The 25,145-nt window shown below is 67.1% G+C and carries 25 protein-coding genes and 3 tRNA genes; 15 read left to right on the top strand and 13 right to left on the bottom strand.

The features are described 5' to 3' along the window. Nucleotides 1-17 precede the first annotated feature (17 nt). Nucleotides 18-569, bottom strand: coding sequence for a hypoxanthine phosphoribosyltransferase (gene hpt, locus MRBLWH12_RS16780; RefSeq protein ID WP_363550841.1), 552 nt, complete (start codon nt 567-569; stop codon nt 18-20). Between the two features lie 141 nt (nt 570-710). Here hpt and MRBLWH12_RS16775 point away from each other — a divergent pair, with 141 nt between their 5' ends. Further along, a complete protein-coding gene (locus MRBLWH12_RS16775) occupies nt 711-1,316 on the top strand; it encodes a DUF937 domain-containing protein (RefSeq protein ID WP_363550839.1) in 606 nt (201 codons plus the stop codon). 95 nt (nt 1,317-1,411) lie between these two features. Here the strand turns inward: MRBLWH12_RS16775 and MRBLWH12_RS16770 are convergent, their stop codons facing one another. The 4 genes from MRBLWH12_RS16770 to MRBLWH12_RS16755 form a co-directional block, all read right to left on the bottom strand. After that, complete coding sequence (locus MRBLWH12_RS16770) at nt 1,412-4,249, bottom strand: endo-beta-N-acetylglucosaminidase (RefSeq protein WP_363550838.1); 2,838 nt, start codon at nt 4,247-4,249, stop codon at nt 1,412-1,414. A gap of 125 nt (nt 4,250-4,374) precedes the next feature. Further along, complete coding sequence (tilS, locus tag MRBLWH12_RS16765) at nt 4,375-5,361, bottom strand: tRNA lysidine(34) synthetase TilS (RefSeq protein WP_363550837.1); 987 nt, start codon at nt 5,359-5,361, stop codon at nt 4,375-4,377. Between the two features lie 15 nt (nt 5,362-5,376). After that, entirely contained in the window at nt 5,377-6,150 is a 774-nt protein-coding gene (locus tag MRBLWH12_RS16760) for a 3-hydroxybutyrate dehydrogenase (RefSeq protein ID WP_363550836.1), read from the bottom strand. After that, a complete protein-coding gene (locus tag MRBLWH12_RS16755) occupies nt 6,147-7,520 on the bottom strand; it encodes an MFS transporter (protein ID WP_363550835.1) in 1,374 nt (457 codons plus the stop codon). The genes MRBLWH12_RS16760 and MRBLWH12_RS16755 overlap by 4 nt, the downstream gene beginning before the upstream one ends. Before the next feature lie 151 nt (nt 7,521-7,671). Between MRBLWH12_RS16755 and MRBLWH12_RS16750 the strand changes: the two genes are divergently transcribed. The 3 genes from MRBLWH12_RS16750 to MRBLWH12_RS16740 are packed head-to-tail and all read left to right on the top strand — an operon-like array spanning nt 7,672 to nt 9,818. Then, nucleotides 7,672-8,604: a LysR family transcriptional regulator gene (locus tag MRBLWH12_RS16750; RefSeq protein WP_363550834.1), complete on the top strand. Its 933-nt coding sequence runs from the start codon at nt 7,672-7,674 to the stop codon at nt 8,602-8,604. 59 nt (nt 8,605-8,663) lie between these two features. Next, nucleotides 8,664-9,284, top strand: a complete 621-nt coding sequence (locus MRBLWH12_RS16745; RefSeq protein WP_341976108.1) for a TMEM175 family protein — start codon at nt 8,664-8,666, stop codon at nt 9,282-9,284. 42 nt (nt 9,285-9,326) lie between these two features. Beyond that, nucleotides 9,327-9,818 carry an inorganic diphosphatase gene (locus MRBLWH12_RS16740; RefSeq protein WP_042536967.1) on the top strand — a complete coding sequence of 164 codons (492 nt, stop codon included), beginning with the start codon at nt 9,327-9,329 and terminating at the stop codon, nt 9,816-9,818. Between the two features lie 76 nt (nt 9,819-9,894). Here the strand turns inward: MRBLWH12_RS16740 and MRBLWH12_RS16735 are convergent, their stop codons facing one another. Further along, nucleotides 9,895-11,262, bottom strand: a complete 1,368-nt coding sequence (locus MRBLWH12_RS16735; RefSeq protein WP_341976111.1) for a M23 family metallopeptidase — start codon at nt 11,260-11,262, stop codon at nt 9,895-9,897. A 211-nt stretch (nt 11,263-11,473) separates the two neighbouring features. On the opposite strand from MRBLWH12_RS16735, the gene MRBLWH12_RS16730 reads away from it, so the two are divergent. The 5 genes from MRBLWH12_RS16730 (at nt 11,474) to MRBLWH12_RS16710 (ending at nt 12,415) form a co-directional block, all read left to right on the top strand. Further along, nucleotides 11,474-11,546, top strand: a tRNA-Glu gene (locus MRBLWH12_RS16730). Between the two features lie 28 nt (nt 11,547-11,574). Next, nucleotides 11,575-11,648: transfer RNA gene (locus tag MRBLWH12_RS16725), tRNA-Asp, on the top strand. Nucleotides 11,649-11,715: 67 nt separating this feature from the next. Beyond that, nucleotides 11,716-11,788 (top strand) — tRNA-Phe (locus tag MRBLWH12_RS16720). A gap of 99 nt (nt 11,789-11,887) precedes the next feature. Beyond that, a complete protein-coding gene (locus tag MRBLWH12_RS16715; RefSeq protein ID WP_341976113.1) occupies nt 11,888-12,211 on the top strand; it encodes a hypothetical protein in 324 nt (107 codons plus the stop codon). Between the two features lie 39 nt (nt 12,212-12,250). Continuing rightward, nucleotides 12,251-12,415 (top strand): hypothetical protein, encoded by a 165-nt coding sequence (locus MRBLWH12_RS16710; protein WP_341976114.1) that lies wholly within the window; start codon nt 12,251-12,253, stop codon nt 12,413-12,415. A gap of 6 nt (nt 12,416-12,421) precedes the next feature. Here the strand turns inward: MRBLWH12_RS16710 and MRBLWH12_RS16705 are convergent, their stop codons facing one another. Further along, entirely contained in the window at nt 12,422-12,703 is a 282-nt protein-coding gene (locus MRBLWH12_RS16705; RefSeq protein WP_363550833.1) for a hypothetical protein, read from the bottom strand. A gap of 111 nt (nt 12,704-12,814) precedes the next feature. Between MRBLWH12_RS16705 and MRBLWH12_RS16700 the strand changes: the two genes are divergently transcribed. Together MRBLWH12_RS16700 and MRBLWH12_RS16695 are read left to right on the top strand one after the other, a co-directional pair. Then, on the top strand, nt 12,815-13,117 hold the full coding sequence (locus MRBLWH12_RS16700; protein ID WP_341976118.1) for a hypothetical protein: 303 nt from the start codon (nt 12,815-12,817) through the stop codon (nt 13,115-13,117). A gap of 85 nt (nt 13,118-13,202) precedes the next feature. Beyond that, on the top strand, nt 13,203-13,796 hold the full coding sequence (locus MRBLWH12_RS16695; protein ID WP_363550832.1) for a short chain dehydrogenase: 594 nt from the start codon (nt 13,203-13,205) through the stop codon (nt 13,794-13,796). Here MRBLWH12_RS16695 and MRBLWH12_RS16690 read toward each other — a convergent pair whose 3' ends face one another. Continuing rightward, nucleotides 13,797-14,498, bottom strand: a complete 702-nt coding sequence (locus tag MRBLWH12_RS16690; RefSeq protein WP_363550831.1) for a DUF2071 domain-containing protein — start codon at nt 14,496-14,498, stop codon at nt 13,797-13,799. It abuts the gene before it with no gap. Next, nucleotides 14,495-14,833, bottom strand: a complete 339-nt coding sequence (locus tag MRBLWH12_RS16685; protein ID WP_363550829.1) for a metalloregulator ArsR/SmtB family transcription factor — start codon at nt 14,831-14,833, stop codon at nt 14,495-14,497. The genes MRBLWH12_RS16690 and MRBLWH12_RS16685 overlap by 4 nt, the downstream gene beginning before the upstream one ends. A 258-nt stretch (nt 14,834-15,091) precedes the next feature. On the opposite strand from MRBLWH12_RS16685, the gene MRBLWH12_RS16680 reads away from it, so the two are divergent. Next, nucleotides 15,092-16,552 carry a cell division initiation protein gene (locus MRBLWH12_RS16680; protein WP_363550827.1) on the top strand — a complete coding sequence of 487 codons (1,461 nt, stop codon included), beginning with the start codon at nt 15,092-15,094 and terminating at the stop codon, nt 16,550-16,552. A 185-nt stretch (nt 16,553-16,737) separates the two neighbouring features. On the opposite strand, the gene MRBLWH12_RS16675 is transcribed toward MRBLWH12_RS16680, so the two are convergent. From MRBLWH12_RS16675 to MRBLWH12_RS16665, 3 genes are all read right to left on the bottom strand, one after another. Beyond that, complete coding sequence (locus MRBLWH12_RS16675) at nt 16,738-17,856, bottom strand: fatty acid desaturase family protein (RefSeq protein ID WP_363551396.1); 1,119 nt, start codon at nt 17,854-17,856, stop codon at nt 16,738-16,740. 123 nt (nt 17,857-17,979) lie between these two features. Then, entirely contained in the window at nt 17,980-19,119 is a 1,140-nt protein-coding gene (locus MRBLWH12_RS16670; RefSeq protein WP_363551395.1) for a low temperature requirement protein A, read from the bottom strand. Nucleotides 19,120-19,199: 80 nt separating this feature from the next. After that, on the bottom strand, nt 19,200-20,375 hold the full coding sequence (locus MRBLWH12_RS16665; protein WP_363550825.1) for a glycosyltransferase: 1,176 nt from the start codon (nt 20,373-20,375) through the stop codon (nt 19,200-19,202). Between the two features lie 104 nt (nt 20,376-20,479). Between MRBLWH12_RS16665 and MRBLWH12_RS16660 the strand changes: the two genes are divergently transcribed. From MRBLWH12_RS16660 to MRBLWH12_RS16650, 3 genes are read left to right on the top strand one after another with little or no spacing between them, the layout of a single operon-like run. Beyond that, on the top strand, nt 20,480-20,743 hold the full coding sequence (locus MRBLWH12_RS16660) for a glutaredoxin domain-containing protein (protein WP_341976129.1): 264 nt from the start codon (nt 20,480-20,482) through the stop codon (nt 20,741-20,743). A 50-nt stretch (nt 20,744-20,793) separates the two neighbouring features. Beyond that, the gene (locus MRBLWH12_RS16655) at nt 20,794-22,191 is read left to right on the top strand and encodes an MFS transporter (protein ID WP_363550824.1); all 1,398 of its coding nucleotides are present in this window, start codon (nt 20,794-20,796) and stop codon (nt 22,189-22,191) included. 28 nt (nt 22,192-22,219) lie between these two features. After that, nucleotides 22,220-23,962 (top strand): aldehyde dehydrogenase family protein, encoded by a 1,743-nt coding sequence (locus tag MRBLWH12_RS16650; protein ID WP_363550823.1) that lies wholly within the window; start codon nt 22,220-22,222, stop codon nt 23,960-23,962. Nucleotides 23,963-24,121: 159 nt separating this feature from the next. Here the strand turns inward: MRBLWH12_RS16650 and pip are convergent, their stop codons facing one another. After that, nucleotides 24,122-25,087 (bottom strand): prolyl aminopeptidase, encoded by a 966-nt coding sequence (gene pip / locus MRBLWH12_RS16645; RefSeq protein ID WP_363550822.1) that lies wholly within the window; start codon nt 25,085-25,087, stop codon nt 24,122-24,124. Nucleotides 25,088-25,145 lie beyond the last annotated feature (58 nt).

The raw sequence follows: 25,145 nt of genomic DNA, 5'->3' as shown, positions 1-25,145 counted from the left end.
GCGCGCGGGCGCGAGCGTTAGGAGTAGACGTGCGGTGCGAGCACCGCGACATCGCGAAGATTGCGGTAGCGCTCGTTGTAGTCGAGGCCGTAGCCGACGACGAAGTCGGTGGGAATGTCGAAGCCGACGTAGCGGCAGTCGATCTCGACCTTCGCCGCCTCCGGCTTGCGCAGCAGTGCCAGTACCTCGATCGACTCGGCGCCGCGGGACTCGAAGTTCTCCAGCAGCCAGCTGAGGGTGAGGCCCGAATCGATGATGTCCTCGACGATCAGCACATGCTTGCCGTTGATGTCGACGTCGAGGTCCTTGCGGATCTGCACGACGCCGCTGGACCTCGTGCTCGCGCCATAGCTGGACACCGCCATCCAGTCCATCGGAGCGTGGAACGGCAGCGCACGGGCGAAGTCAGCCATCACCATGATCGCGCCCTTGAGCACGCCGATGAGGATCAGGTCCTTGCCCGCGTAGTCCGCGGCGACGCGGGCGGCGAGCTCCTCGAGCTTGGCGAGGATCTCCTCCTCTGTGACGAGGATTTGAGCAAGGTCATCCTGGATTTCCGCGGCGCGCATGGATCGATTTTAGGTGACGCGATCGGATGCTCGGGCACAGCTCTTGCGATCCAACACTGCCAACCCTCCTCAGCGGGCCGCATCCGCACTACTGTGAGCGGGAGAAGAGGGGCGGACGCCCACTGACGGAAGGATTCACCCATGGCTCTTGACGACATCCTCAAGCAGGTGCCGATCGACGACATCGCGAAGAAGCTGGGCGTCTCCCCCGACGTCGCCAAGCAGGCGGTCGAGCAGGGCGGCGCCGTGCTGCTCAGCGGTCTCGCGAAGAACGCTGAGACCTCAGAGGGGTCCGCGGCGATCGAGAACGCGCTCAAGAAGCACAAGGGTGCGAAGGGCGCGGCGACCGTCGACGACATCGATCAGGCCGACGGCGGCAAGATCGTCTCGCACATCCTCGGCGCGAAGGAGAAGGAGGTCACCGCCACTCTCACCGAGTCGAAGGAGACCGCCGGCATCGACTTCGGCAAGCTTCTGCCGATCCTCGCCCCGATCGTGATGGGCCTGATCGCGAACGCGACCAAGGGCAAGACCGGCACGACCGAGGCCGCGACGGAGCAGTCCGGCGGCGGGATCGGCGACCTCATCGGTGGCTTGCTCGGCGGCGGCAGCGGCTCGGGAGGCAGCAGCAGCGGTGGCGGAATCGGCGACCTCCTCGGCGGCCTCCTGGGCGGCGGCTCCGGCGGCGGCACGGGCGGCGGCGGAATCGGCGACCTCCTGGGCGGCCTCCTCGGCGGCAAGAAGTAACAGCACCGAACGCATCGACGGGCTCAGGTGATCCCTGAGCCCGTCGAACTGTTTCCGGATGCCGGATGCTCAGCGCACCCGGCATCCGGTGGGTGTCACTGCCGGAGGTCCGCCGTATCGAGGACGAGCGGTTCCGACGTGTTGCCGGCGTAATCCGTCACGACGATGGAGATCTTCTCGGCGTCGGGATACGGCCGCGTGGTCAACAGCTCGCGGTTCGCGTCGGTGCCGCCGCGGGTCGCCGTGAACTGCTCCACGCCGTCGTACGCGACGGTCAGCGTGTGCCAGTCCCACGTACTCGGCGGTGTCAGCCGCCATCCGTCGGCATCCGATACGACGTCCGCCGGCAGATACGAAGCCGCGAGCGAATCGTGGGTGTTCCCGCGGTACGAGACCGGCATGACGCCTCGCGGCTTCCCGGCCGGGTTCAGCGGCACCACAGATACGTCGTAGCGGCGCCCCTCAGGATCGGCCACCGGAACGACAGCCGTTCGGGCATCCGCACCCACCCGCACCTCGATCTTCTCCGCACCGGCGACGTCCTGCGCAGTGAGTTCCACCAGGTACCCGCCGACCCTCGCGGGCGAGGCGGGCGCCTGCCATGACACCTGCACGGAACCTGCCTCTGCCGCCTGCGTGCGGAAGCCACGAGCATCCGTGGTCTCCGCGACGCTGACCGCGGAGACGGACTTGTCCAGGCCGATGAGCTGGGTCTCCGGCTCGGATCGCGCGCCGTCCTTGCCCACCGCGACGACCTCGATGGCGAGGTCGCCGCGCCCCGGCTCCATGTCGAGGTTCTGCACATGCAGCGTGCCGTCGTAGGTGCCGCCGACCCAGACCCGCTCGCCGTCGCCGCGAGTGGCGTAGACCTCGTAGGAATCGACCTCGTCGAACGACTGCAGGTCCCACGACAGCACCGCCTCGCCCGATGCGTACAGGGCATCGACGCTGAGCGCGCTCGGCGCAGCCGGTGCAGACTCGTCCGCGCCGACCTGGATGCCGCCGAGATTGACCTGCACTCCGTCCGACTGTCCTGCCAGCGTCAGACCGAGCGTGGCGATGCGCCGGCCGGACTGCTCGCCCAGGTCGACCGTTTCGGTCGCCCAGTCCGCCCCGCTGTGCGACAGCGGGTAGTTCACGACGGTGTCCGGCTGGTCGGCGTAGACCACAGCGAGCTGCACGCCGACGCCTGCACCGGACGGCACCGCGTAGGTGACATCGACCTCGGTGGCGGATTCGACGGCGAGATCGGTCTTGAACAGTCGCATCGTGGTGTCTTCGGCCAGGCCGCCGTAGATCGCCAGCGACGAGCCGCCCCGGAACGCCCCGATCGGCGCGAACGGCGTCGCGGTCTCCGCCCCCTGGGTGTCCTTACGAGCGAGGTCGGTGCCGTAGTCGAAATCGGCGTGCAGGCTAGATGCCGCACCCGATGCCGTCTCGAACCACCACTGCCACGACGGCAGCAGCGACTGGATGCTGATGTTCGTCCACTCCTGCGCAGAGGAGTGACGCCCGTCATCCCACCATCCGACGCCGTGCCCCGTGTTGAACCAGCTGGCGAACTCGGTGCCGCCGGCGACCGATCGCTCGGGCGTGAAGTCGGCGACGCCGGTCCACGCGTCGGCATCGGCGACGCCGACATCCGGACGGGCGTACCCGGCTTCGGCGCCTGTTCGGGTGACGTCTTCGCGAACGCCGGAGAAGAACATCCGCTCGCGTTCGGTGACCATCCACTGGTACGCGTCGGTCTGCATCAGCGGGAGCGGCTCGGTCTTCTGCAGATCCGCGCCGAGGTCGTCGTCGAGCGATCGCTGGTAGAAGTCGGACGGGGTGAAGAGCGCGACCGAGGTGCGCGGATTCTTCGTGCCCGGCTCGTAGATGCTCGGGAACTCGGCGGTCGTCGGGTGCCCGCCACCGAGCTTGCCCTGGTTGGCCTCCACCCCGAGGAAGAACTCGTCATAGAGTTCAGGCCCGTACGCGTCTCGGATGCGATCCCATTCGGTGGCATCCGGCGCCCACTCCGGCCACCCGTAGTTCACGAAGACCGAGTCATGGATCTGCCCGTGCTCCTCGTCCTTCAGCCAGGCGACCTTGTCGTCGTCGATCGAGCTGTTCACGTCGTAGTAGTTCGTGTACATGCCGTTCGCCGTGAGGTACGCCATGAACTTCTTGAACGTGGCATCGGGGTGCGGGCTGTGCTCCTCCTTGTTGAAGAAGTACCCGTCGTAGCCGAAGTATTCGGCCATCTCGATGAGCTTGTCCGCGACGGGGAAAGACCCGTCCTCGCGCTGATCGAGCAGCAGTTCGTCGACGCTGACGCCGGGGCGGAAGTACGGGTCGAAATAGATCGTCGCGATCGACAGAGCGCCGTTGCGATGCGCCGCGTTGGTGTACGCGGGGTTGGGGATGTTGACCGATCCGAATTCGAAGCCGCGGTTGCGCCAATCGGACGTCGCGGGGTCGTACAGCGCGGAGGGAGTGGCCCGGGTGGCGGCGCCGTGCCATGGGGCGAAGATGTCGGTGTACTGCCAGAAGTTGAGAGTGTGTTCGGAGAACTCGTCGTTGTACGGCGTGCTGCCGAAGAACGAGTTGCCGTAGTCGCCCTGCATCAGCAGCACCTGCGCGTCGCCGGTGAGGTCGGGATTGGCCTGGGTCGGGGCGAAAGGCTCGATCCGCGGCTGCAGCGGGATGCGGGCACGCAGCATCTCGGCGTCGGGGTCGGTCTCGGGAGACCAGTTCAGGATGTCGCGGACGCGATAGCCCGGGAATGACGGCTGCGCAGCGTCGACGGCGGCCTCTCCGGCGGGCGGATGCGAATCGGCAGCGTGGGCGGGCACGAGGCCGGCCACGACGAGGGCTGCACCGAGCGTCGTACCGACGAGCGCTCTGCGACGGTTTCGGTGGGGGCGCGTATGCGCGGGGACGGTGTTCAACGCAGATCTCCTTCGATGAGCGGAGCGACAGATGCTGGGGGCATCACTAAATCGCTTTAGTTGACGCGCCTGACATTACCGCGCCCGAACGCGGTCCACAAGATCCGCACCCGGAAGCGTTACCGTCAGCGGGCGGTGAACACGATCCGTCCGCCGTGGCGCTGCGCTGAGCATCCCGGCAGGTCGATCGGCCCCTGACCGGACCAGTCCGTGACGAGGCGCGCGACCTCCAGCGTCTGCGTGCGCGTCAGGCTCACCCCGAACTCGCTGTCGACGACGAGGCGGATGATGCGGTTGCGCAGCGCGGCGGGGTTCGCGGCGAGAGCGGCGACGCTGACCGAGATGCCGGCCTCGGCGTGCTCGACGATGTCTTCGATGGTCTCGTGGATCATCTCGTCGAAGGCCTCGGCATCCTCACGCAATTGCTCCGCCGTGCGCGCGAGGGCTTCGGCAATCCCGGGGCCGAGCTCGGCCTCCAGCACCGGCAGCACCTGCGCGCGCACGCGCACCCGAGCGAAACGTTCGTCGACGTTGTGCGGGTCATCCCAGAACTCGAGATCGGATGCCGCGCAGAAGGCCCGGGTCGTCTCACGTCGCACGCCCAGCAGCGGGCGCATCCAGCGGATGCCGTCCTCATCCTCGCGGACCGGAGCCATCCCCTGCAGGCTGGCCGCGCCCGAGCCTCGGGCGAGGCCCAGCAGTACAGTCTCGGCCTGGTCGTCGAGGGTATGCCCCAGCAGCACTGCGGCCGCACGCAAGTCGAGAGCCGCATCGCGAAGCACCCCGTAGCGCACCTCACGCGCGGCGTTCTCGGGACCGCCCTCGGTACCGACCTTCACCTTCACGATCAGCGGGTCGACGCCGAGGCGGGCGGCGGCCCGACCGGCTTGGGCTGCGACCGCATCCGACCCCGGCTGCAGGCCGTGATCCACTGTCAGTGACGCGACCCGTAGACCCCGCTTCGGCGCCTCGAAACCGACGGCCGCGGCGAGCGCGAGCGAGTCGGCGCCTCCCGAGAGGGCGACGAGCACGGTGGCTCCGTCGGGCACGGCGGCGAGCGCGGTGCGCACCGCAAGGCGGATCTCGGCGATGGCCGGCGACAGGGAAGGCACAGCACAACGGTAGTCCTACCGCGCAGCCCAGCCGCCGTCCATCGTGTAGCTGGCACCGGTCACCATCGCGGATTCGTCGCCGGCGAGCCACGCCACCAGCGCGGCCACCTCCTCCGGCTCGATGAGCCGCTTGATGGCGCTTTCGGTGAGCATGATCTTCGTCGGCACCTCCGTTTCGGGGATGCCGTGGACCCGCGCCTGGTCCGCGATCTGCTTCTCCACCAGCGGGGTCCTGACATAGCCGGGGTTGACGCAGTTGCTGGTCACGCCGTGCTCGCCGCCTTCGAGCGCGGTGACCTTGGAGAGCCCCTCGAGACCGTGCTTGGCCGTGACGTAGGCCGATTTGAAGGGCGAAGCGCGCAGTCCGTGCACAGACGAGATGTTGATGATCCGGCCGAAGCCCCGCGCGTACATCCCCGGCAGCGCCGCCCGGATCAGGAGGAAGGGGACCTCGAGCATCAGCGACATGATCCGGCGGAAGTCCTGAGGGTCGAAGTCCTGGATCGGGCTGATGTGCTGGATGCCAGCATTGTTCACCAGGATGTCCACCCCGGCCAGCGCTTCCGACAACCGCTGATCGGTGAGGGCGGCGGGGTCCAGCAGGTCGGCGGCCCAGCTCGATCCGCCCACCGCCGCCGCCAATGCCTCTGCACCGGCCCGGTCCTTGTCCGCGACGATGACGTGCGCACCCCGGGCCGCCAGCGCCTGCACCGCGGCCGCGCCGATCCCGCTGGCGCCGCCGGTGACCAACGCCCGTCTTCCGGAGAGCGGCTCCGCTGCGGGGCTCAACTGCGCACCCGCGCCGTGTTCAGACCGTGCTTGCGGGCGTCGGCGTCGTCGATGTCGTGCAGGGAGATGCCCCTCGTCTCCTTCAGGGTGATCACCGCGACCGCTGTGACGGCACAGGCGGCCGCCACGTATACGGCCACGGGCAGCCAGGAACCGAAGTCCTGCAGCAATGCCGTCGCGATGATCGGCGCCAGCGAGCCGGCGACGATCGAGGTGACCTGGTAGCCGAGGGAGACACCGGAGTAGCGCATGCGGGTGGGGAACATCTCGGCCATGATGGCCGGCTGTCCGGCGTACATCAGGGCGTGGAAGCACAGGCCGATGGCGACAGCAGCCGTGATGATGAACGGGTTCAGAGTGTCGAACATCGGGAACGCGAAGAACGCCCAGGATGCTCCGAGTATCGCGCCGGCCAGGTAGACCGGTTTGCGGCCGAAGGCGTCGGAGAGCCGGCCGACCTGCGGAATCACGATGAAGTGGATGACGTGGGCCACCAGCAGCGCCAGCAGCAGCTGGCTCGTGTCGTACTCGTGCACGGTCTTCAGGTACACGATGGTGAAGGACACGATGATGTAGTACAGGATGTTCTCGGCGAAGCGCAGGCCCATCGCTCCGAAGATGCCCCGCGGGTACTTCTTCACGACCTCCAGCACGCCGTAGCTGACGGCCTTCTCGGCTTCCGCCTGTGCACGGGCCTCGAGGAAGATCGGCGCCTCGCTGACGTGGGTGCGGATGTAGTAGCCGATGATGACGACGATGGCCGACACCCAGAAGGCCACACGCCAGCCCCAGCTCAGGAACTGGTCCGAGGGAAGGATCCAGGACATGCCCAGCAGCACCAGCGTCGCCAGCAGGTTCCCTACCGGAACGGCGGCCTGCGGCCAGCTGGACCAGAAGCCACGTGACTTGTCGGGGCTGTGCTCGGCCACCAGCAGGACGGCCCCACCCCACTCGCCGCCCACGGCGAATCCCTGCACGAAACGAAGGATCACCAGCAGCGCCGGCGCCCAGTAGCCGATCGAGGTGAAACCGGGCAGACAGCCCATGAGGAAGGTGGCGACGCCCACCAGGATGATGGTGACCTGCAGCGTGTGCTTGCGGCCGAGCTTGTCGCCGATTTGGCCGAACACGATGCCGCCGAGCGGGCGGGCCACGAAGCCCACCGCGTAGGTCAGGAATGCCGCGATGATGCCATCCAGCTCGGTACCGGCATTCGGGAAGAAGAACGTGCCGAACACCAGCGAGGCGGCGGTCGCGTAGAGGAAGAACTCGTACCACTCCACCACCGTGCCCACCATCGAGGCGGCCACGATCTTCTTGAGTCCCGAGGTCTTCGTCTCGGGGACGATGGTCGTCTTATCGGCGCTCACGCTCACTCCTTCGTGTTCTGCCGACGTCCGCGTTGACCTCGGCGTGCGGCGCCCGGGCTCTCACGGGCAGGGCGGCCTCAGCAAGTATGGGCACGCGCGGCAGTGTGCATCAATGACCAGTCGAGCAGAGATCGTGTGCACAATTGCAGATATGAATATCCCGACTCGTGGCACCGTCGCCGCGAACCCCGACGACCTCCTGATCCTTCTCGCCGTGGCGCGCACCGGACGGTTCACCACCGCGGCCGAGAGCCTGGGTCTGAATCACACCACCGTGTCGCGCCGGATCGCCGCGCTGGAGATGTCGCTCGGCGGACGCACGCTGTCGCGCACCGCCGGCGGTTGGGAGCTGACCGACCTCGGCCGCCGCGCCGTTCGCGCCGCCGAAGACGTCGAGACCGCGGTCGCCACCATCCACGAGGGCGATGACGAGGCCGATCAGATCGCCGGCGTCGTGCGCATCTCCGCCACCGACGGGTTCAGCGCGTTCATCGTCGCACCGGCGGTGGCGCATCTGCGACGGCGGCACCCGAGGCTCAGCGTCGAGATCGTCAACGTGACCCGGCGCGCCCTGCAGCACCGCTCTGGGCTTGATCTGGAGGTCGTGGTCGGCGAGCCGCAGGTGCACAGGGCCGAGGCGATCCGGCTCGGCGATTACACGCTGGGGATGTACGCCTCGCGCGACTACCTCGACGAATTCGGAACTCCGGCCGGCATCGCGGATCTGAGCACGCACCCCCTGGTGTACTTCGTCGATTCCATGCTGCAGGTCGACGACCTCGACGCGCCGCGGCGCTTGGTTCCCGGGATGCTGGATTCGCTCAGCTCGACGAATGTCTTCGTCCATGTCGAAGCCACCCGCGCCGGAGCAGGCATCGGCTTCCTGCCGTGCTTCATGGCGGGCCGACACCCTGATCTGGTGCGGCTGCTGCCCGAAGACTTCGCCGAACGCCTGCCCTACTGGATGGTGCTGCGACCCGACTCGCTGCGTCAACCCGCCGTCGCCGCGGTGGCAGACGCGCTGCGTCGCCGCACGGCCGCCGTGCACGACGCGCTGCTGGGCCTCGCGCCTCTGGAGTACTGAAGGCGCCGTGCACTCCTCCGGGGTGGCGCGTTTCGCATCCGCCGTCATACTCTGAGCGCGTGACCGACGAGAGAACGCCCCATCCGCTCAAAGCCGAGCGATTCAAGGCGTTCGTCGACGCGGTGGTCGCGATCGCGATGACGCTGCTCATCCTGCCGCTGCTGGAATCGGTGTCCGAAGCGGCAAACGAAGGACTCGGCACGGCGGAATTCCTCGCTGAGCACAGCGGGCAGCTGCTGAGCTTCGGATTGAGCTTCGTCCTCATCGCCGCGTTCTGGATGGAGCACCACCGCATGTACTCGCGGGTCGAGGGCATGACCGGTCCGCTGCTGTGGATCAACGCCGGCTGGATGCTGACGATCGTGTGGCTTCCGGTGCCGACAGCGATGCTCGGTCAGATGGAGGGCGACGCCCTGCAGACCGTGCTCTACATCGGCACGCTGATCCTGACCCAGGTCACGACGCTCGCGGCGAAGCTCTATCTGCTGCGGCATCCGGAGCTTCATGACTTCCCCGCCGGCGAGCTGCGTCATGGCGCACTCGGAGACGTCGCGGCGATCATCCTGTTCGCCATCGCCATGCCGATCGCCGCCTGGGTGCATCCGATCGGGTACTACGCCCTCCTCCTGATCGCACTGACCGGACCCGTCACCAGGATTCTGACGCGGCTGCCCAGGTAGGCTGGTCGGCGGCATCCAACCGTCTTTCTGAGGAGCACACGCATGGGCGCACACGACGCCGTCATCGAGATCCCGCGCGGCAGCCGCGTGAAGTACGAGGTCGACCACGAGACCGGACGAGTCCACCTCGACCGCGTGCTCTACACGACCTTCGGCTACCCCGCCGACTACGGCTACTTCGACAACACCCTCGGCGAGGACGGCGACCCGCTCGACGTGCTGGTGCTGCTCGACCACGCCATCTACCCGGGCGTCGTCGTCGAGGTCCGCCCCGTCGCCGTGCTGAAGATGAGCGACGAGGCCGGCGGAGACGACAAGCTCGTCGCCGTGCTGTCCAAGGATCCGCGCTGGGCGCACATCCAGGACATCGGCGACGTCGCCGAGTTCACCAAGAAGGAGATCGAGCACTTCTTCGAGCACTACAAGGACCTCGAGCCCAACAAGTGGGTCAAGGTCGACGCGTGGGGCGACGCCGCTGAGGCGCAGCGCATCCTCGACGAGGCGATCGTGCGGTTCGGCGAGCAGGGTCACTGACCCTTCGCGACAGAAGAAGACCCCCGGTCCGCTCAGCGGCCGGGGGTCTTTCTTTCGGAATTCTTCGGGCGGATGCTCAGAAGTAGACGCCGCGGTCGCCCATGAACCACTCGGGGTTGTTGGGGTAGCCGTCGATGTAGACCTCGAAGTGCAGGTGGCAGCCGAAGGAACCACCGGTGTTGCCGGCGTACGCGATGACCTGCCCGGCCTCCACCCACTGCCCGTAACCCACGGCGAACTCGTTGATGTGCGCGTACCCGGTGGCGATGCCGCCGCCGTGCTGGATCCGGATGTAGCGGCCGTAGCCGTCGTTCCAGAAGGCCGCATCGACCGTGCCGGAGTATGCCGCGTAGATGGGGGCGCCACAGCCGTTGGCCAGGTCGACACCTCGGTGGAAGCTCGACGAGCACCCGTTCGACCCGCACTGCGACTCACGGGGACCGTACCCGGAGGACTTCCCTCCGCCATGCGGGCGAACCCAGCCACTGGAGGAAGGAGTGCCTCCGCCTCCGCCACCTCCACCGTTTCCGCCACCACCGCCGGCCGCAGCCTCCGCGGCCTCGCGCTCTCGACGCTGTCGCTCTTCCTCTTCACGCGCCGCGACACCGGCCTGGTAGCCGGCGACCGTGGTGGCCGTGGCATCCTTCAGCGCAGCGAGCTGCCCCTGCAGGGTGTTGAGGTTCGCGGCCTGCTCGTCGAGCGCGGCCTGAGCGGCCTGAGCCGCCTGCTGGGCCGCGACCATCTTCTGCTCGGCGATCTGTTGCAGGCGGTCACGCTCGGTGCGCGCGACGACGGCCTGGTCGCTGAGCGACTGCGCAGAGTTGCGTGCGGCGACAGCGTCGTCGTAGATGGACTGGTTGTACTGCAGCAGCTTGTCCATCGTGCCGAGGCGCGTGAGCAGTTCGTCGGCGTTCGCGGCAGAGCCGGCGAAGAAGAGTTCGAGCGACGTGTCGTCGCCGCCGTTGCGGTAGAGCTGAGCCGCGACCTGGCCGGCCTTGCGAGCGGAATCATCGGCGATGCCGGCCTGCTCGTCGGCCTTCGACTGCAGTTCTTCGGCATCGGTGACGGCCTGGAAGAACGCCTGCTGTGCGGCGTAGAACTCCTCGCCTGCGAGCTTCGCGGCCGCCTGCGCGTCCGCGACCTTCTGCGTCAGGGACTGGATCAGTCCTTCGATGCGGGTGATCTCGGCAGCCTTGGCTCCCTCGTTCTGCATGGCCGCCTGCACGTCGTCCCAGCTGGGGTACGACGCAGCGTTGGCGGCGGACACACCGGACGAGACGCCGAACGCGCTGAGCGCGACGACGCTGAGAGCACCGAGGCCGAGAACACCGCGGCGGCTGATCGAGCCGCGGTTCCAGAACGCTTTGCGCTCCACGGATGTAGGCGCGCACCCGCATTCAGAGGATGCCGCAGCAGCAGCATCCAGCGTGGTCTTGTCGTTCACGCGGCCCCTTTCGCCGGATTCACACATGTCACACTAACAACAACAACCACATCCACACCAGGGCTGCGTGTTGGAGAGTTGACACGGTGACGGTTCCATCGTCCTCCGTTTCATGGCACTCCGGGGGCAGACTCGCCCTCGATTCGCGTTTTGCCTCGATCGTCGTTTATGCTTGAGCGTCGGCAAGGAGTGCTCCCCCGGGAAGCACAACGGCCCCATCGTTTAGCGGCCTAGGACGCCGCCCTTTCACGGCGGTAGCACGGGTTCGAATCCCGTTGGGGTCACTCATCCGATATAATTGAATACAAGTATGGCCCTGTAGCGCAGTTGGTTAGCGTGCCGCCCTGTCACGGCGGAGGTCGCGGGTTCAAGTCCCGTCAGGGTCGCTCCACGCGTTGAGCCTTCTTTCGAGGAGGCTCTTCGTCTAGGACGCGACAGGTTCGCCGGTCGCGCGGCTCTGTAGCTCAGTTGGTAGAGCGTTCGACTGAAAATCGAGAGGTCACGGGATCGACGCCCGTCGGAGCCACAGGGTGATCATTACAATCACCTTAGAAACCCTCGCCTAGCTTCTACATGGCGGGGGTTTTGCTTTTCCCTGGACCGGCCACAGAGAATCGAGTCACCCATGAGCGCTGACGCCCTTCTCTCCTCTCGCCGCATCGAGCTGACTCTCGTCAAGCCCTGGTTCGCGCTGTACGCCGGGGTCCGGCCGACCCTCGTCATCGAGGGGCGCGGTCAGCCGACGCAATGGGGCCTTGGCACCTGGCAGGTTCCGTCCGACCGAACAGTCACTCTGGGCGTGTTCCTCTTCAACCGCCTCTGGCGCTTCGGCGAGGCCGAATTCGCACTCGAACCCCATGACGCGCCGGCCCTCGTATATCGGGCGCCGGCCCTGCCCTTCTTGCGCGGGCGGATTCGCCTGCATTCCGATCACACCGCTGACAGCTGACGCAGCCGGTCTCAGGCTTCGCTGGTGTACGGTCTGGCCATGACGAGAACGACTTTCAAGCCCGGCGACGAGGTCTTCACAACCCGCTCTCGCGGAATCATCATCGACATCTGCGCCACGCCTTCGGGGCAGTTCATCTTCGGGGTCGAAGACGCCGACGGCGAAGTGATCTACTACACGCCCAAGGCGCTGCGGCACGTATAGGTTCGCTCAGAGCAGGTCGAACATGCCGCCGAATGGGAAGGCATCGTCTCCGTCGTCGTCGGTATCGAACTGAACGGTCTCGACGGAGATCACCACTTGACTGCCCGCCGAGATGAGCACGCTCACGACACGATTGCCCATGACGGTGAAGTCGACGAATCTTCCGCCGGCACGAACGGCTTCCTCGATCAGCCCTTTGAGGTCATCGACGTTCTGCCCCTGCGCGAGGAAGAAGCTGCCGCCGTTGACGGCGACCTGGGTTCGCACCATCGTCTGCACCTCGTCCATCTGGCGAACGCTACCCCTGGAGGCTTGAGGAAGTAAGGGGGGTTGCATCTTTGACAGGCAAGTGTCAGACCCGATGAGACGGGAACGTCACGGAGGACTTACGGTTCTCTCATGGGCAGACTCAAGTACGACGGCACGTCGGATCCGATCCTCATCGAGGACGCGACGCTGGCACATCTCAAGATCATCATCGCCACGAAGCTTCGACGCCAGGAGAGCTTCATGATGACGTGGCGCCCGATCGGCCAAGGACCCGACGCCCGAGCGACCGTGTGGATCCACCCGGCCATCCCGCTGCAGTTCGGATTCGATGACGCCGAGGCCCCGCCCATCGATGCGCACCGCATCACCGAGATGATGGGTGCGCTCAATGCGACCGGAGAACTGGTCCTCGACCACTTCACCTCGCAGTGAAGCCGCTAGTCGCCCGGGCGCGGAATAGGCCCGCAACGACTCCGGTTGCAGTCGAAGGCACAACGGCCACCGAGGTGAGGAACACATGAGAATTCTGCTGATCGGCGCAAGCGGACACGTCGGCGCCGCTGCGACACGCGCGCTCGAGACCCGTCACACCGTCATCCCGGTCGGGCGCTCCACCTCACCGCGCGTGGACGTCACGGATGCCGCCTCGATCACGGCGCTGTTCGAAGCCGTCGGCGAGGTCGATGCCGTCGTCGTCACCGCGGGATCAGTCCCCTTCGAGCCGCTCGCGGAACTGGGACCCGACGACTACCGCAGCGCCTTCGAGGGCAAGGTCCTCTCCCAGATCGACGTCGTCCGGATCGGAACGCCCTACGTCGCCGACGGCGGTTCTTTCACGCTCACCACCGGCATCCTGGCACGCGAACCCATCGCCACCGGCGCTGCCGCCTCGATGGCGAACGGCGCCGTGGAATCGTTCGTGCTCGCCGCGGCGACCGAACTGCCCCGTGGCATCCGCGTCAACGCCGTCAGCCCCACGGTTCTCGAAGAATCCAAGGGTTACCACGCTGCGTTCCCCGGATTCATCCCGGTCTCCTCCGTCGCCGTCGGCCAGGCGTTCACGAAGTCGGTCGACGGAGTGCAGACCGGTCAGGTCTTCCGGCTCGACTGATCAGCCGAGCCGCGGCGCCGAAAGCGTGAGCGGCAGATTCCGCATGACGACGACGCTGTCGAACACCGCCGCACCAGGCGGCAACGCGTCGAAGAACGACGAGCGCAGGCTGCGCATTCTGGCCCCTTCCACAGACCACTCCTCGGATGCGAGCACCACCGGCTCCAAGGTCACACCGTCGTGCCGGCGCGACCACCCGATGCGTCCGGCGCGGTAGAACTCCGAGGCGTCGTCGACGGTGTCGAAGAAGTCACTGCGCCATTCGCCTCCGACTTCGACGTCGGCGGCGAGGATCTCCCCTTTCGCATCCATCGTCAGCGCATACCTGTCGCCGGACTCGTCGATCGTGAATCGCGCCTTCCGGTGAACACCGGGAAACAGCCGCCCTCCGAACAGCACGGGACTCCACGCGGAACTGTGCCGTTCGAAGATGTAGACACCGCGATGAGTCTCGCCGGCGTCGTCCCACTCGACGGCCATGCGGTGCGCGGCGTTCTCCGAGCGCAGGCCCCACCGTCCGCGAAGCCATGTCGGGCGGACGTCCTCGATTCCCAGGACGCAGACCCCGGCGAGCGCATATCCCTTGATGAGCTGCGGGCGGAACCGCGCGGGGAGGAGGCTGCGAGCCACTTCCGGGTCGAGTCGGTAACTGAGGAGGAGTCGCCGACGAAGGTGCGCCCGTACCTCTCGCAGAACAGTCATTCGATCGCCTCACCCTTCGCAGTATTCGCCGAACGTCTCTTGCGCACTTCGCGCACCACGACCTGTTCCGGGCACACGGTGGAGAGGAAGTCTCCGACCGTGAGGGCGAGGCGTCCGCTGACGAGCGAGTACAGGATGCGATTGGCGTCGCGCCGCTCGCTGATCAGTCCTGCACCTCGAAGAACGCGAAGGTGACGAGAGATGGTGGGCCCCGTCGCGTGGAACTGCGCGGCGATCTGGCCAGCGGCCAGCTCGCCGTCTTTCAAGTCCTGGAGGATCTGCCGTCGGGTCGGATGCGCCAGCGCCTCGAAGACTGAGGTCGCTTCGTCTTCCATATTTGCAATATAGCACTAGTGCAAAATAGCTTCGCCCTCCGCTTCCCGTAGCCGGACCTCGATCCAAGACTCCATCCCCGAATCACAGCACGCAAAGATAAGCTGTGTGCGCGGCGCATGTCTCTCCGGCTTCCGGAAGGGCATTGTGGCGGCGTTCCCCACGACATCCCCTTGGCCCCGCGAAATCGCTCCGCCCCTGCCGCATGATCCGGGCGGACCGAGTTCGACGGATGCGCCACCCCAGAAAGGCCTGAGCACATGAGCGACTCCCCCGGCACCGGCGATCGCGGAGACGACTTCTTCGACCAGCTGGTTCAGAGCAACCCCCGTGAGCAGTCCGCGTTCACCGTGGGCTTCCGCGGATACGACAAGGGCGAGGTCGATACGGCGCTCTCGGGCCTGCGGCACCAGCTGCAGCAGGTCACCGCCGATCTGAACGACATCAACGAACGCCACACTTCGGAGCTCGAAGCCGTGCGCGCCGAGGAGAGCGCCGTTCGAGAAGCTCTCGAGTCGCAGATCGCCGCCGCCAAGGCCCAGGCTGCCGAGGCCGAGCAGCAGGTCAGCACGCTCACCTCCGAGCTCGTCGACGCTCCCCGCCCGGAAGGCAAGGAAGCGCCGTCGCGCCAGCAGTTCGAGGCGATCCTGCGGGTCGCCGAGGAGCAGGCCAACGTGCTCATCCAGAACGCGGCAGTGCAGGCCGACCGTCTGATGGCAGCCGCTCGTGAAGAAGTCGCCGCACAGCGCGCCGAGGCCGACGCAGACGCCACCCGGATCACCGCGCAGGCGCAGCGCGATGCCGACCAGGTGCGTCTGAAGATGGACACCGAGTACACCGCGCACGAGGCCCGGATCGAACGCGAAGCCGCGCACGCAGACGAGAAGGTCGCCCAGGCCGCTCAGGAAGCGACTGCGATCCGCACCGAGGCCGAGAAGGGTGCGGCCGCACTGCGCTCGCTGGTGACCCGCGAGACGACACAGCTGCGAGCGGATGCCGAGCGCGAGGTCCGCGAGATGAACGCCCGCGTTCTCGAATTCGAGGAGACGCTCACCCGCCGCCAGGACGACGCACAGCAGGAGTTCCTGGTGCTGCACAACCAGGCGGTCGCGCACGCCGAGCGCATCACCACCGACGCGAACGAGCAGGTTGCCGCCTCCCTGGAGCACGCCCAGCGGATCTCCGGCAAGGCCGACGACTACGAGCGCCTGATGCGCGCGCAGGCCGCGACGATCGAGGCCGATACTCATGTGCGTGCCCGCGACACCCTCGACCGCGCTCGCGTGAAGTCGCAGAAGATCGTCGACACTGTCATGGAGCACGCCACGACCGTGCTGCGCGACGCCGAGGACCGCACCCGCCAGCTGCGCTGGCAGCAGCAGCAGTTGTCGAGCTTCATGTCCGAGGTGCGCGAGCTGATCCGCCCCGACGGCATCCTTGCCGCCGAGCCGACCGCTGCCGACTCCGCGGCGGCCGCCGTCAGCACCAAGAGCACCAAGAACGCCAAGGACACCAAGAACGCGATCGATTCCGAGGCGGAGCTCGTGACCGAGGCCGAAGTGGAAGACGCCGCAGACGCCGCGCCGGAAGCGCCCGTCGGCGACGAGTCTTTCCTCGGCGATGAGGCGCTCGACGACGAATTGATCGACGATGAGTCGATCGTCGCCAACAAGATCACCATCGAGGTCGTCGAGGCCGACGAGGAGCACGCAGGACGCTGATCACCGTCCTCTCGAACTGAGGCGCGAACGGATTTCCGTTCGCGCCTCAGTCGTCTCTCGGTGCAAGGGCCCACCGACCGACGGACCCCGGACTCCGCCTCCTCACCGCTGCTGTCACGCCGCCGCAAAGCACGAATGGCCCGATCTCCGGAGAGATCGAGCCATTCAGCGTTTCGAGGAGCGGACTACGCTCGGCGCATCTGCCCGGCTGCGGGGCAGTCGAACGGGTCGCTGCCCGCGGCGAGGCCCACGCGGTTCAGGTACTCGATGACGATCTTGTACGACTGGATGAGCGTCGTCTCGGTGTACGGCACGTTGTTCGCGGCGCAGTAGTCACGGACGATCTCGCGCGCCTTCGCCAGGTGCGGGCGCGGCATGTTCGGAAAGAGGTGGTGCTCGACCTGGTAGTTCAGGCCGCCCATCAGCCAGGTGGTCCGCCATCCGCCGGTGATGTTCCGGGAGGTGCGCACCTGCTTGGAGAAGAAGTCGAGACGAGCGTTCGGATCGATGATCGGCATGCCCTTGTGGTTCGGTGCGAACGCGGCGCCCATGTACACGCCGAAGACGGCGAACTGCACACCCATGAAGGCGAACGCCATTCCGAGCGGGAGCATCATGAAGACCGGCACCAGGAGGAGAACGAAACGAGCGGCGATGATGCTGAGCTCGATCCAGCGTCCCTTGACGTTCTTCGTCGTCAGGAGGTACTTCAGGCCGAGGAAATGAAGGTTCAGCCCCTCGAGGGTGAGCAGCGGGAAGAAGAACCAGCCCTGCTTGCGGGTGATGAGCTTGATCAGGCCCTTGGCCTTCGCGGCATCCTCTTCGAGGAACGAGATCGTGTCGACTTCGATGTCGGGGTCTTTGCCGACCTGGTTCGGGTTGCCGTGGTGCTTGGTGTGCTTCGAGTCCCACCAGGAGTAGCTCATGCCGATGCTGGCGATCACGATGCGGGCGAGCTTGAAGTTCGCCGGCCCCGAGGTGAGGATCTGACGGTGTGCGGCCTCGTGTCCGAGGAACGCGATCTGCGTCAGGACGATGCCGAGTCCGGCGGCGATGAGCAGCTGGAACCAGCTGTCGCCGAGCAGGATGAAGCCGGTGATCAAACCGCCGAGGGCGACGGCGATACCGGAGGCTACGGCGATGTAGAACCAGGTCGCTCGGCGCAGAAGGCCGGTCTCACGGACAACTTGCGAAACCTGCTTGAAGGCCTGAGCCATAGGCGGGATCTCGGCTGACCCGGCGTACGTCTGGCGTACGGGGCCGAGGGTGTTCGAGGTCGATTCGACCTTGGTGATGGAGATGATGCTCTCCTGCCAGTTGGGAGCCCTGGAGCTGCAGGAGCCGATGGCGGATGCCGAAGGCTTCACCTCAGGCTACGCCCCTGTGTATGCACCACCGGGCATACGCAGGTGTGATCCTTCTGATACTCAGGGCTGAGATCCTGGCGCCTCTTCGCCCACCGGCGGCCGCAGCACGAGGATCACCACGACGACCACCAGCACGATGGCCGTGAACACCACCGGAGTCGGCAGCAACGGGTCCAGCAGCACCAGCACCGCCGCGAGCGGAATCGCCGTGTTGACGACGCGATCCGCGTTCTCGCGGATCGCGATCCACCAGATGCCGAGCAGGAACACCGCGATCGGAACGGTGACCGTGAAGGACGCCTGGACCGCATCGAGCTTTGAGTGATGCGTCAGGCGATCGATCTCGACCTCGATGCCTGCGGAGAATGCCGCTGCGGCCGCGAAGACGAAGAAGTGGGTGTAGCCGTAGCGGACGGAGCTTGCCAGGGTGGTGATGGCGCGGTGGTGCGGCGGCCAGAAGTAGATCCACCACAGCGCGGCGGTGACGACGAGAGTGAGGACGGCGATGGAGATGAGCGGTCCGAGCGACTCGACCTCGTCGAGAGCTTCGATGATCGCGTTGGACGAGGCCAGCAGACTCTCGCCGAGGACGATCAGCGTGAACAGGCTGTAACGCTCGGTGATGTGGTGCGGATGCCACGGCGTCTGCCCCTGGCGCTCGGCGATGACCGGCACCGCGAGCTCGAAGATCACGAACAGGAGGAAGACCGCGATCTGCGCCTCTGCGGGGACGAACAGGAAGGCGACCCAGCAGAGCTGAACGATCGTGATGCCTGCCGCATAGAACAGCGTCGCCTTGCGCGCGCTGCCTGCCGACCGGGACGCACGAAGCCATTGCACGATCATCGCGACGCGCATCACGATGTAGGCGATGACCGGCACGGTGAAGTCACCGTGGAATGCGGCCGGGATCCCCGCCGCGAGCACGAGGACCCCGCCCATCTGCACGAAGGTGAGGATGCGGTACAGCCAGTCGTCGGTCGAGAACGAGGTCGCGAACCAGGTGAAGTTCATCCACGCCCACCAGATGGCGAAGAAGACCAGCCCGTAGGAGACGAGGCCGTTCTCCACATGTCCGGCCGAGAGTTCGTGGTGCAGCTGGGCCGAAGCCGTGCTCACTGCGACGACGAAGACGAGGTCGAAGAAGAGCTCGAGCGGCGTCGCCGCGCGGTGTCCCTGATGGGGGTCGCGCGGGTGCATGCGGGTCAGCCGGAAGCGCGGGGCCGTTGCGATGTCAGTCACCGGGACAGAATAGTGCCTACCCATTCACACGGTGGCGTCTACAGCTCTCCCGGCCGCATCGCCTCGGCATCGATCGCGCGGATGATCCGCTGCGTCGCGGTGTCGACCGGCGGCTCAACCGCGACACCTGCCGGTCGCCGGCCGCGAGGCGCGTAGACGACGAGGGAGTGGAACAGGAACCGCGCGAAGAACGCGACGATGAGGGATATCCCTGTGGCGACCACGCTCGAGATGTGCCAGGACTCGACCATCAGTGCCATCAACGGGATGCGCAGCGCTGCCTCGATGCCGTTGAACGTGACGGAGGTGGCGAACCGGATGCCGAGGCCTCGGGCACCGGTGCGCATGTCGGCGAAGACGAACCGCTCCTGCAGGATGAAGTTGCCGATGATGGTCGTCCCGGCGCCGATGATCGCGGCCCAGATGTAGTCCATCCCGGCCGTGGTGAGCAGCCACATGATGCCGAGGTTCACGATCGCCCCGACGAGACCGATCAGGGCGAACAGCGACATCTTTCCGAAGCGCAGGCGGGTGAGGTGGGCGACGAACGTCATCCCCTGACGCAGACTCGCCTTGGACGTTCCGTGCCGGCGCTCACCGAACTCCATCGGGATCTCGGCGATCCGCAGGTCGGAGCGGGCCAGGATTTCGAGCAGGATCTTGAAGCCCTGCGGACGCAGACCGGGGAGATCGACGCGGCTGCGGTCGACGAGGAAGAATCCCGTCATCGGGTCGGTGCTCCGGGCCAGTCGCAGCGGGAACATCGCCTTCGTCAGCCAGGTCGCCGCCCGCGAAACCCCGAAGCGCAGCGCCGTGCCGAGTCCGCCGGAGTCCCCGCCGCCGATGTAGCGCGAGGCGCCGACCACATCGGCATCGCCCTGCGCGTGTCGCGCGAGCAGCTGGGGCAGCAGTTCCGGCGGATGCTGCAGGTCGCCGTCCATCACGATGCAGATGTCGGATGCCGCCGCGGCCAGCCCCTCGGCGACTGCGCCGCCGAGCCCACCGGTGTTCACGGCGCGATGGATGACGCGCACCGGCAGGGGCGCGTCTGCGGCGACGCGCTCGACCTCGGCCGTGGTGTCATCGGCACTGTCGTCGACGAAGAGGATCTCGGCATCCCACCCGCGCAGCGCCGTCGCCGTGCGCTCGACGAGCTCGGCCACGTTGTCACGCTCGTTGAAGGTCGGCACGATGACCGTGACCGTTGTCTTCACGTGCACCCTTCCCGTCGGATGATATTCGGCTCCATCGTTCCATGTCTGGCCGCGCCGTGCTTTCTCTCAGCGCTTGCTCTGCTGAACGGCCCTACCCTTGATACATGACTTCTCCTGCTTCTGACACCATCACGATGTTCGGCGCCGAGTGGTGCGGCGACTGCCGCCGTACCAAGAAGCAGCTCGACGGACTGGGAATCGAGTACACCTACGTCGATCTCGCCGCCGACCCTGCTGCCGCAGACATCGCGAAGGACATCTCCGGTCGTATGAACATCCCGGTCGTCGTCTACCCGGACTCCTCGCACCACGTCGAGCCGTCGAACGCCGACGTTGAAGCGAAACTGCGCGAACTCGCGCTGATCTGAGGCCCGCGCCGCGACGTCGCCTGTGACATGCGCGCCGATACACTGGCGCGATGAGCTCAGACGCTCGACCGGAGCGCGCATCCGTCCGCCTCTCTCCCCGCACGATCGTGCTGTACGCGGTCGGCTCGCTGGGCACCGGAGGCTACGCCACCCTGCCGGGGCTGGTGCTGACGTACTTCCTCACCGACAACCTCGGTGTCGCCGCTCTCGCCGCGGGACTCATCGTGACCGCCGCGAAGATCTGGGACGTCATCATCGACCCCCTCATCGGCGCGGCATCCGACCGCCAGCTGGCGCGCACCGGCTCGCGCCGCGGATTCATGGTCACCGGCGCGCTCACCCTGCCGCTGTTCTTCGCGCTCACCTTCGCCGTCCCGCCGTCGTGGGGTCCTGCAGCCGGCGCGACCTGCGTGCTGCTGGCATTCCTCGCGACGGCGACGGCGTTCAGCCTCTTCCAGGTGCCGTACGTCGCGCTTCCCGCCGAACTGACCGGCAGCTACGACGAACGCAGCCGGCTGCTCGGCTGGCGCGTGGTCGTGCTCACCGCGGCGATCCTGATGTTCGGAGCGGGCGGCCCTGCCCTGCGCAGGGCGGGATCTGATCCGGTCGCGGGCTATCTCTTGATGGGTGTCGTCGCCGGCGTGGTCATCGGGGCGGGAATGTTCATCGCCGCACGCACTGCGGTTGCCGGGACGAAGGGCGCTTCTCGGACTGCGGCTCCCCCGGCCGGAATCCGCGAGCAGTATCTCGCCGGGTTCCGCGCGCTGGGACGCAGCATCCCGTTCCGCGCGCTGCTCGGCACGTTCTTGCTGCAGGCCCTCGCCACCGGCACGATGCTCGCCGGCGCACAATACGTTGCGACCTGGGTGCTGCGATCCGAGGATGCCGTGACCTTCGTGTTCATCGCCCTGGTCGGGCCGGCGCTGCTCGCGGCGCCCGGATGGACGACCTTCGCCCGACGCCTCGGCAAAGAGCGGGCCTTCATGATCGCCAGTGTGCTGTTCACGCTGGCCGCGGCATCCATCACCGCCGCCGTCTGGGCGCCCGGACCGTGGATATACGCCTCGGTGGCGGTCGCGGGAATCGCCTATGCGGGGCTGCAGGCCCTGCCGATGGCGATGCTCCCCGATGTGATCTCGCACGACGAACGCACGCACGGTGCCGGCCAGGCCGGCACTTTCACCGGCGTCTGGACGGCCGGCGAGACGGTCGGCTTCGCTCTCGGCGCTTCGGCGGTCTCGCTCACGCTGGCCGCGACCGGCTACGTCTCCACCGTCGCCGGAGTCTCGGTGGAGCAGCCGGATGCCGCGATCACGGGCATCGTGCTCAGCTTCAGCATCCTTCCCGCCGCGTTGATGGCGGCGAGCCTGGTGACGCTGCGGGGATACCGGCTGCGCCGCGCGGACATCGACGAGGCTCCCGCTCGCATCCGCGATCCGCACGCATAAGCTGGGACCCCGCCCGAAGGAGACGTCGATGACTTCTACGACCACGTCCGCCCCTGCTGACCTCGACGACGCGGAGCGCGCACGTCTCGATCAGGACGTGGCCGCGCTCCAGACCGGCACCCGCACCTGGTCGAGCCTCACCGTCGGCCAGCGGGCAACGCTGCTTCGCGCGGTACGCGCAGGTGTGGCGGCGACCGCCGAGGACTGGGCGACGACAGCGGCGGCATCCAAGGGCCTTGACGCGAAGCATCCGCTGCGCGGCGAGGAGTGGCTCAGCGGCCCGTACAGCGTTCTCGGCGCGCTCGACGCCTACATCGAGACCCTCTCCCGTCTCGCCCAGGGCGTCAACCCGCTCGATGGCGTGCGACTCGACCGGGCACCGGGCGGCCGTACGCGCGTGCACGCGTTCCCCCTCACCGGGATCGACAAGTTCCTGCTCTCGGGGTACACCGGAGAGGTCTGGCTCGAGCCCGGCATCACCCCGAACGCCGCACGCGCCGCGGCCGGCCTCGCCCAGCGCACACCCACCGAGTCCGGGGGCGTCGGCCTGGTGCTCGGCGCCGGCAATATCACCTCCATCCCGGTGCTCGACGTGCTCTACGAGCTGCTCGCCCACAACCGCACCGCCCTCCTCAAGGTCAACCCGACGCAGGACTCGCTCGTGCCGGTGTACAAGCGCGCGTTCGCCGCTCTCATCGAGCCGGGGTTCCTCCGGATCGTCCGAGGCGGGCCGGCGGTCGGGGCGCACCTGACAAGCCACCCTGACCTGGTGCACGTGCACATCACCGGGTCCGCAGCGACGTTCGATGCGATCGTGTGGGGCCAGGGCGCGGCGGCCAAACGGCGCCGGCGCGAGAACCGTCCGCAGTTGAAGAAGCCGATCACGGCTGAGCTGGGCGGTGTCTCGCCGATCATCGTCGTACCTGGGGAATGGACCGATGCCGACATCACGTTCCAGGCGGAGCACATCGCGACGATGCGGCTGCAGAACAGCGGACACAACTGCATCGCCGGCCAGGTCGTGATCCTCTCCTCGGACTGGGCACAGGCCGATGCCTTCCGCGCCGCTCTGCGCCGCGCCTACGCGAACGCCCCGGAGCGGCCGACCTGGTACCCCGGCTCGCCATCGCGGATGCAGTCGGCGGCGGATGCCTACCCCGACGCGCTCGTACTCGGCGACCGCGTGCTCGTGGAGATCGAGAACGGTCAGGATGCCGCGCCCCTCGAGCACACCGAGTACTTCGCTCCGGTGCTCGGCGTCGTCACCGTGCCGGGTCACGGCCAGGACTTCCTCGATGCGGCCGTCGCGCACGCGAACAACGAGTTGCAGGGCACGCTCGGTGCGAACCTGCTGATCGACCCGGCGACCGAGAAGGCTCTCGGCGCCGGCTTCGAGCGGGCGATCACCGCCCTGCGCTACGGATCGATCGCGATCAACGGCTGGACGGCGTTCGGCTTCATCACCCCGACCCTCACCTGGGGCGCTTTTCCCGGCAGCACGATCGACGATGTGGGCAGCGGGATCGGCGTGGTGCACAACGCGCTGCTGCTGGACGGTGTCGAACGTTCGGTCGTCCGCGGACCGTTCCGGCCATTCCCGCGGTCACTTCCCCTGCTGAACGGCGGCGGGCGCCTGAGCATCCTGCCGAAGCCGCCGTGGTTCGTATCGTCTCGCACCGGCGCCGTGGTGAGCGAGGGCCTGACCCGCTTCCGCGTGACCGGCAGCGTCCCCGGACTCGTACGAACCCTGCTCCAGGCGCTTCGCGCCTGACCCGACTTCCGGTCGTTGAGCGAGCGCCCTTCGTCTCGTCGCTTCGCTCCTCGCTCAGGGGCCTGTCGAAACGCGTCATCCAGCGTTCGAGGTCGGATCGATGCGTTTCGTCTCGGTCGCTGCGCTCCCTCGCTCGACGACCAGCGAGACCTGGGCCGCTCAGACGGCGAGCAGATCCGTCGCGTCGCGCAGCGCCTGCTGGATCGCGGGCTCGGATGCCGAGTGTCCGGCCTCGACGATGACGAATTCCGCCTCCGGCCATGCACGATGCAGATCCCAGGCCGTCATTACCGGGGTGCAGACGTCGTACCGCCCCTGCACGATGATCGCCGGGATATGGCGGATCGCATCGATGCCGGCAAGCAGCTGACCCTCGCTCCACCATCCGCGGTTCACGAAGAAGTGGTTCTCGATGCGGGCGAACGCGACGGCGCGCTCGGGATCTGCCATCTCGGCGATGTGCTCCGGGTCAGGGCGCATCGTCACGGTCGACGCCTCCCATGTGGTCCAGGCGACCGCCGCGGGAACGTGCACCGCGGGATCCGGGTCGAAGAGGCGACGGTGGTACGCCTCGATCATCCGTGAGCGCTCGAGCACCGGGATCGGTGCGATGAAGTCCTCCCACAGATCGGGGAAGAGCGCGGCCGCGCCGCCCTCGTAGAACCACTCGAGCTCTTCACGGCGCAGCGTGAAGATGCCGCGGAGCACGAGGCCGGTGACGGCATCCGGATGCGCCTGCGCGTAGGCCAGGGCGAGGCTGCTGCCCCAGGAGCCGCCGAACACCTGCCAGGCCTCGATCCCGAGGTTCCTGCGCAGCAGCTCCATGTCGGCGATCAAGTGCGCCGTGGTGACGAAGCGCAGGTCCGCGCCGGGCTCCGCGGCGTGCGGAGTGCTCTTGCCGCAACCGCGCTGATCGAAGAGCACGATCCGGTACTTCTCCGGGTCGAAGAAGCGGCGCTGCCAGGGCGAGGTGCCACTGCCCGGTCCGCCGTGCAGGAAGACCACCGGCTTGCCCTCGGGGTTGCCGCTGACCTCCCAATGGATGCGGTGCCCGTCACCGACGAGCAGCTGCCCCTCGTCGTACGGCTCGATCGATGGATACAGTGCATCCAGGTTCATCATCATTGGTCCCCCGACCCGGTGAAAAGAAGTTCAACCTTCCACGCTAGCCGAGGGATGACGA

Source organism: Microbacterium sp. LWH12-1.2 (genome assembly GCF_040675825.1).
In the GTDB taxonomy this organism is placed as follows: Bacteria; Actinomycetota; Actinomycetes; order Actinomycetales; family Microbacteriaceae; genus Microbacterium.
The sequence above is the reverse complement of the archived record's forward strand: the minus strand, read 5'-3'. Positions and strand labels throughout refer to the sequence as shown.

Bases quoted from the DNA above. Each gene is read 5' to 3' on its own strand.
- MRBLWH12_RS16715 (WP_341976113.1), top strand. From the start codon at position 11,888: ATGAGCGCTGACGCCCTTCTCTCCTCTCGCCGCATCGAGCTGACTCTC.
- hpt (WP_363550841.1), bottom strand. From the start codon at position 569: ATGCGCGCCGCGGAAATCCAGGATGACCTTGCTCAAATCCTCGTCACA.
- MRBLWH12_RS16660 (WP_341976129.1), top strand. From the start codon at position 20,480: ATGACTTCTCCTGCTTCTGACACCATCACGATGTTCGGCGCCGAGTGG.
- MRBLWH12_RS16750 (WP_363550834.1), top strand. From the start codon at position 7,672: ATGAATATCCCGACTCGTGGCACCGTCGCCGCGAACCCCGACGACCTC.
- MRBLWH12_RS16775 (WP_363550839.1), top strand. From the start codon at position 711: ATGGCTCTTGACGACATCCTCAAGCAGGTGCCGATCGACGACATCGCG.
- MRBLWH12_RS16680 (WP_363550827.1), top strand. From the start codon at position 15,092: ATGAGCGACTCCCCCGGCACCGGCGATCGCGGAGACGACTTCTTCGAC.
- MRBLWH12_RS16650 (WP_363550823.1), top strand. From the start codon at position 22,220: ATGACTTCTACGACCACGTCCGCCCCTGCTGACCTCGACGACGCGGAG.
- MRBLWH12_RS16740 (WP_042536967.1), top strand. From the start codon at position 9,327: ATGGGCGCACACGACGCCGTCATCGAGATCCCGCGCGGCAGCCGCGTG.
- MRBLWH12_RS16705 (WP_363550833.1), bottom strand. From the start codon at position 12,703: ATGGACGAGGTGCAGACGATGGTGCGAACCCAGGTCGCCGTCAACGGC.
- MRBLWH12_RS16695 (WP_363550832.1), top strand. From the start codon at position 13,203: ATGAGAATTCTGCTGATCGGCGCAAGCGGACACGTCGGCGCCGCTGCG.
- MRBLWH12_RS16700 (WP_341976118.1), top strand. From the start codon at position 12,815: ATGGGCAGACTCAAGTACGACGGCACGTCGGATCCGATCCTCATCGAG.
- MRBLWH12_RS16690 (WP_363550831.1), bottom strand. From the start codon at position 14,498: ATGACTGTTCTGCGAGAGGTACGGGCGCACCTTCGTCGGCGACTCCTC.
- MRBLWH12_RS16655 (WP_363550824.1), top strand. From the start codon at position 20,794: ATGAGCTCAGACGCTCGACCGGAGCGCGCATCCGTCCGCCTCTCTCCC.
- MRBLWH12_RS16670 (WP_363551395.1), bottom strand. From the start codon at position 19,119: ATGCACCCGCGCGACCCCCATCAGGGACACCGCGCGGCGACGCCGCTC.
- pip (WP_363550822.1), bottom strand. From the start codon at position 25,087: ATGATGATGAACCTGGATGCACTGTATCCATCGATCGAGCCGTACGAC.
- MRBLWH12_RS16710 (WP_341976114.1), top strand. From the start codon at position 12,251: ATGACGAGAACGACTTTCAAGCCCGGCGACGAGGTCTTCACAACCCGC.
- MRBLWH12_RS16685 (WP_363550829.1), bottom strand. From the start codon at position 14,833: ATGGAAGACGAAGCGACCTCAGTCTTCGAGGCGCTGGCGCATCCGACC.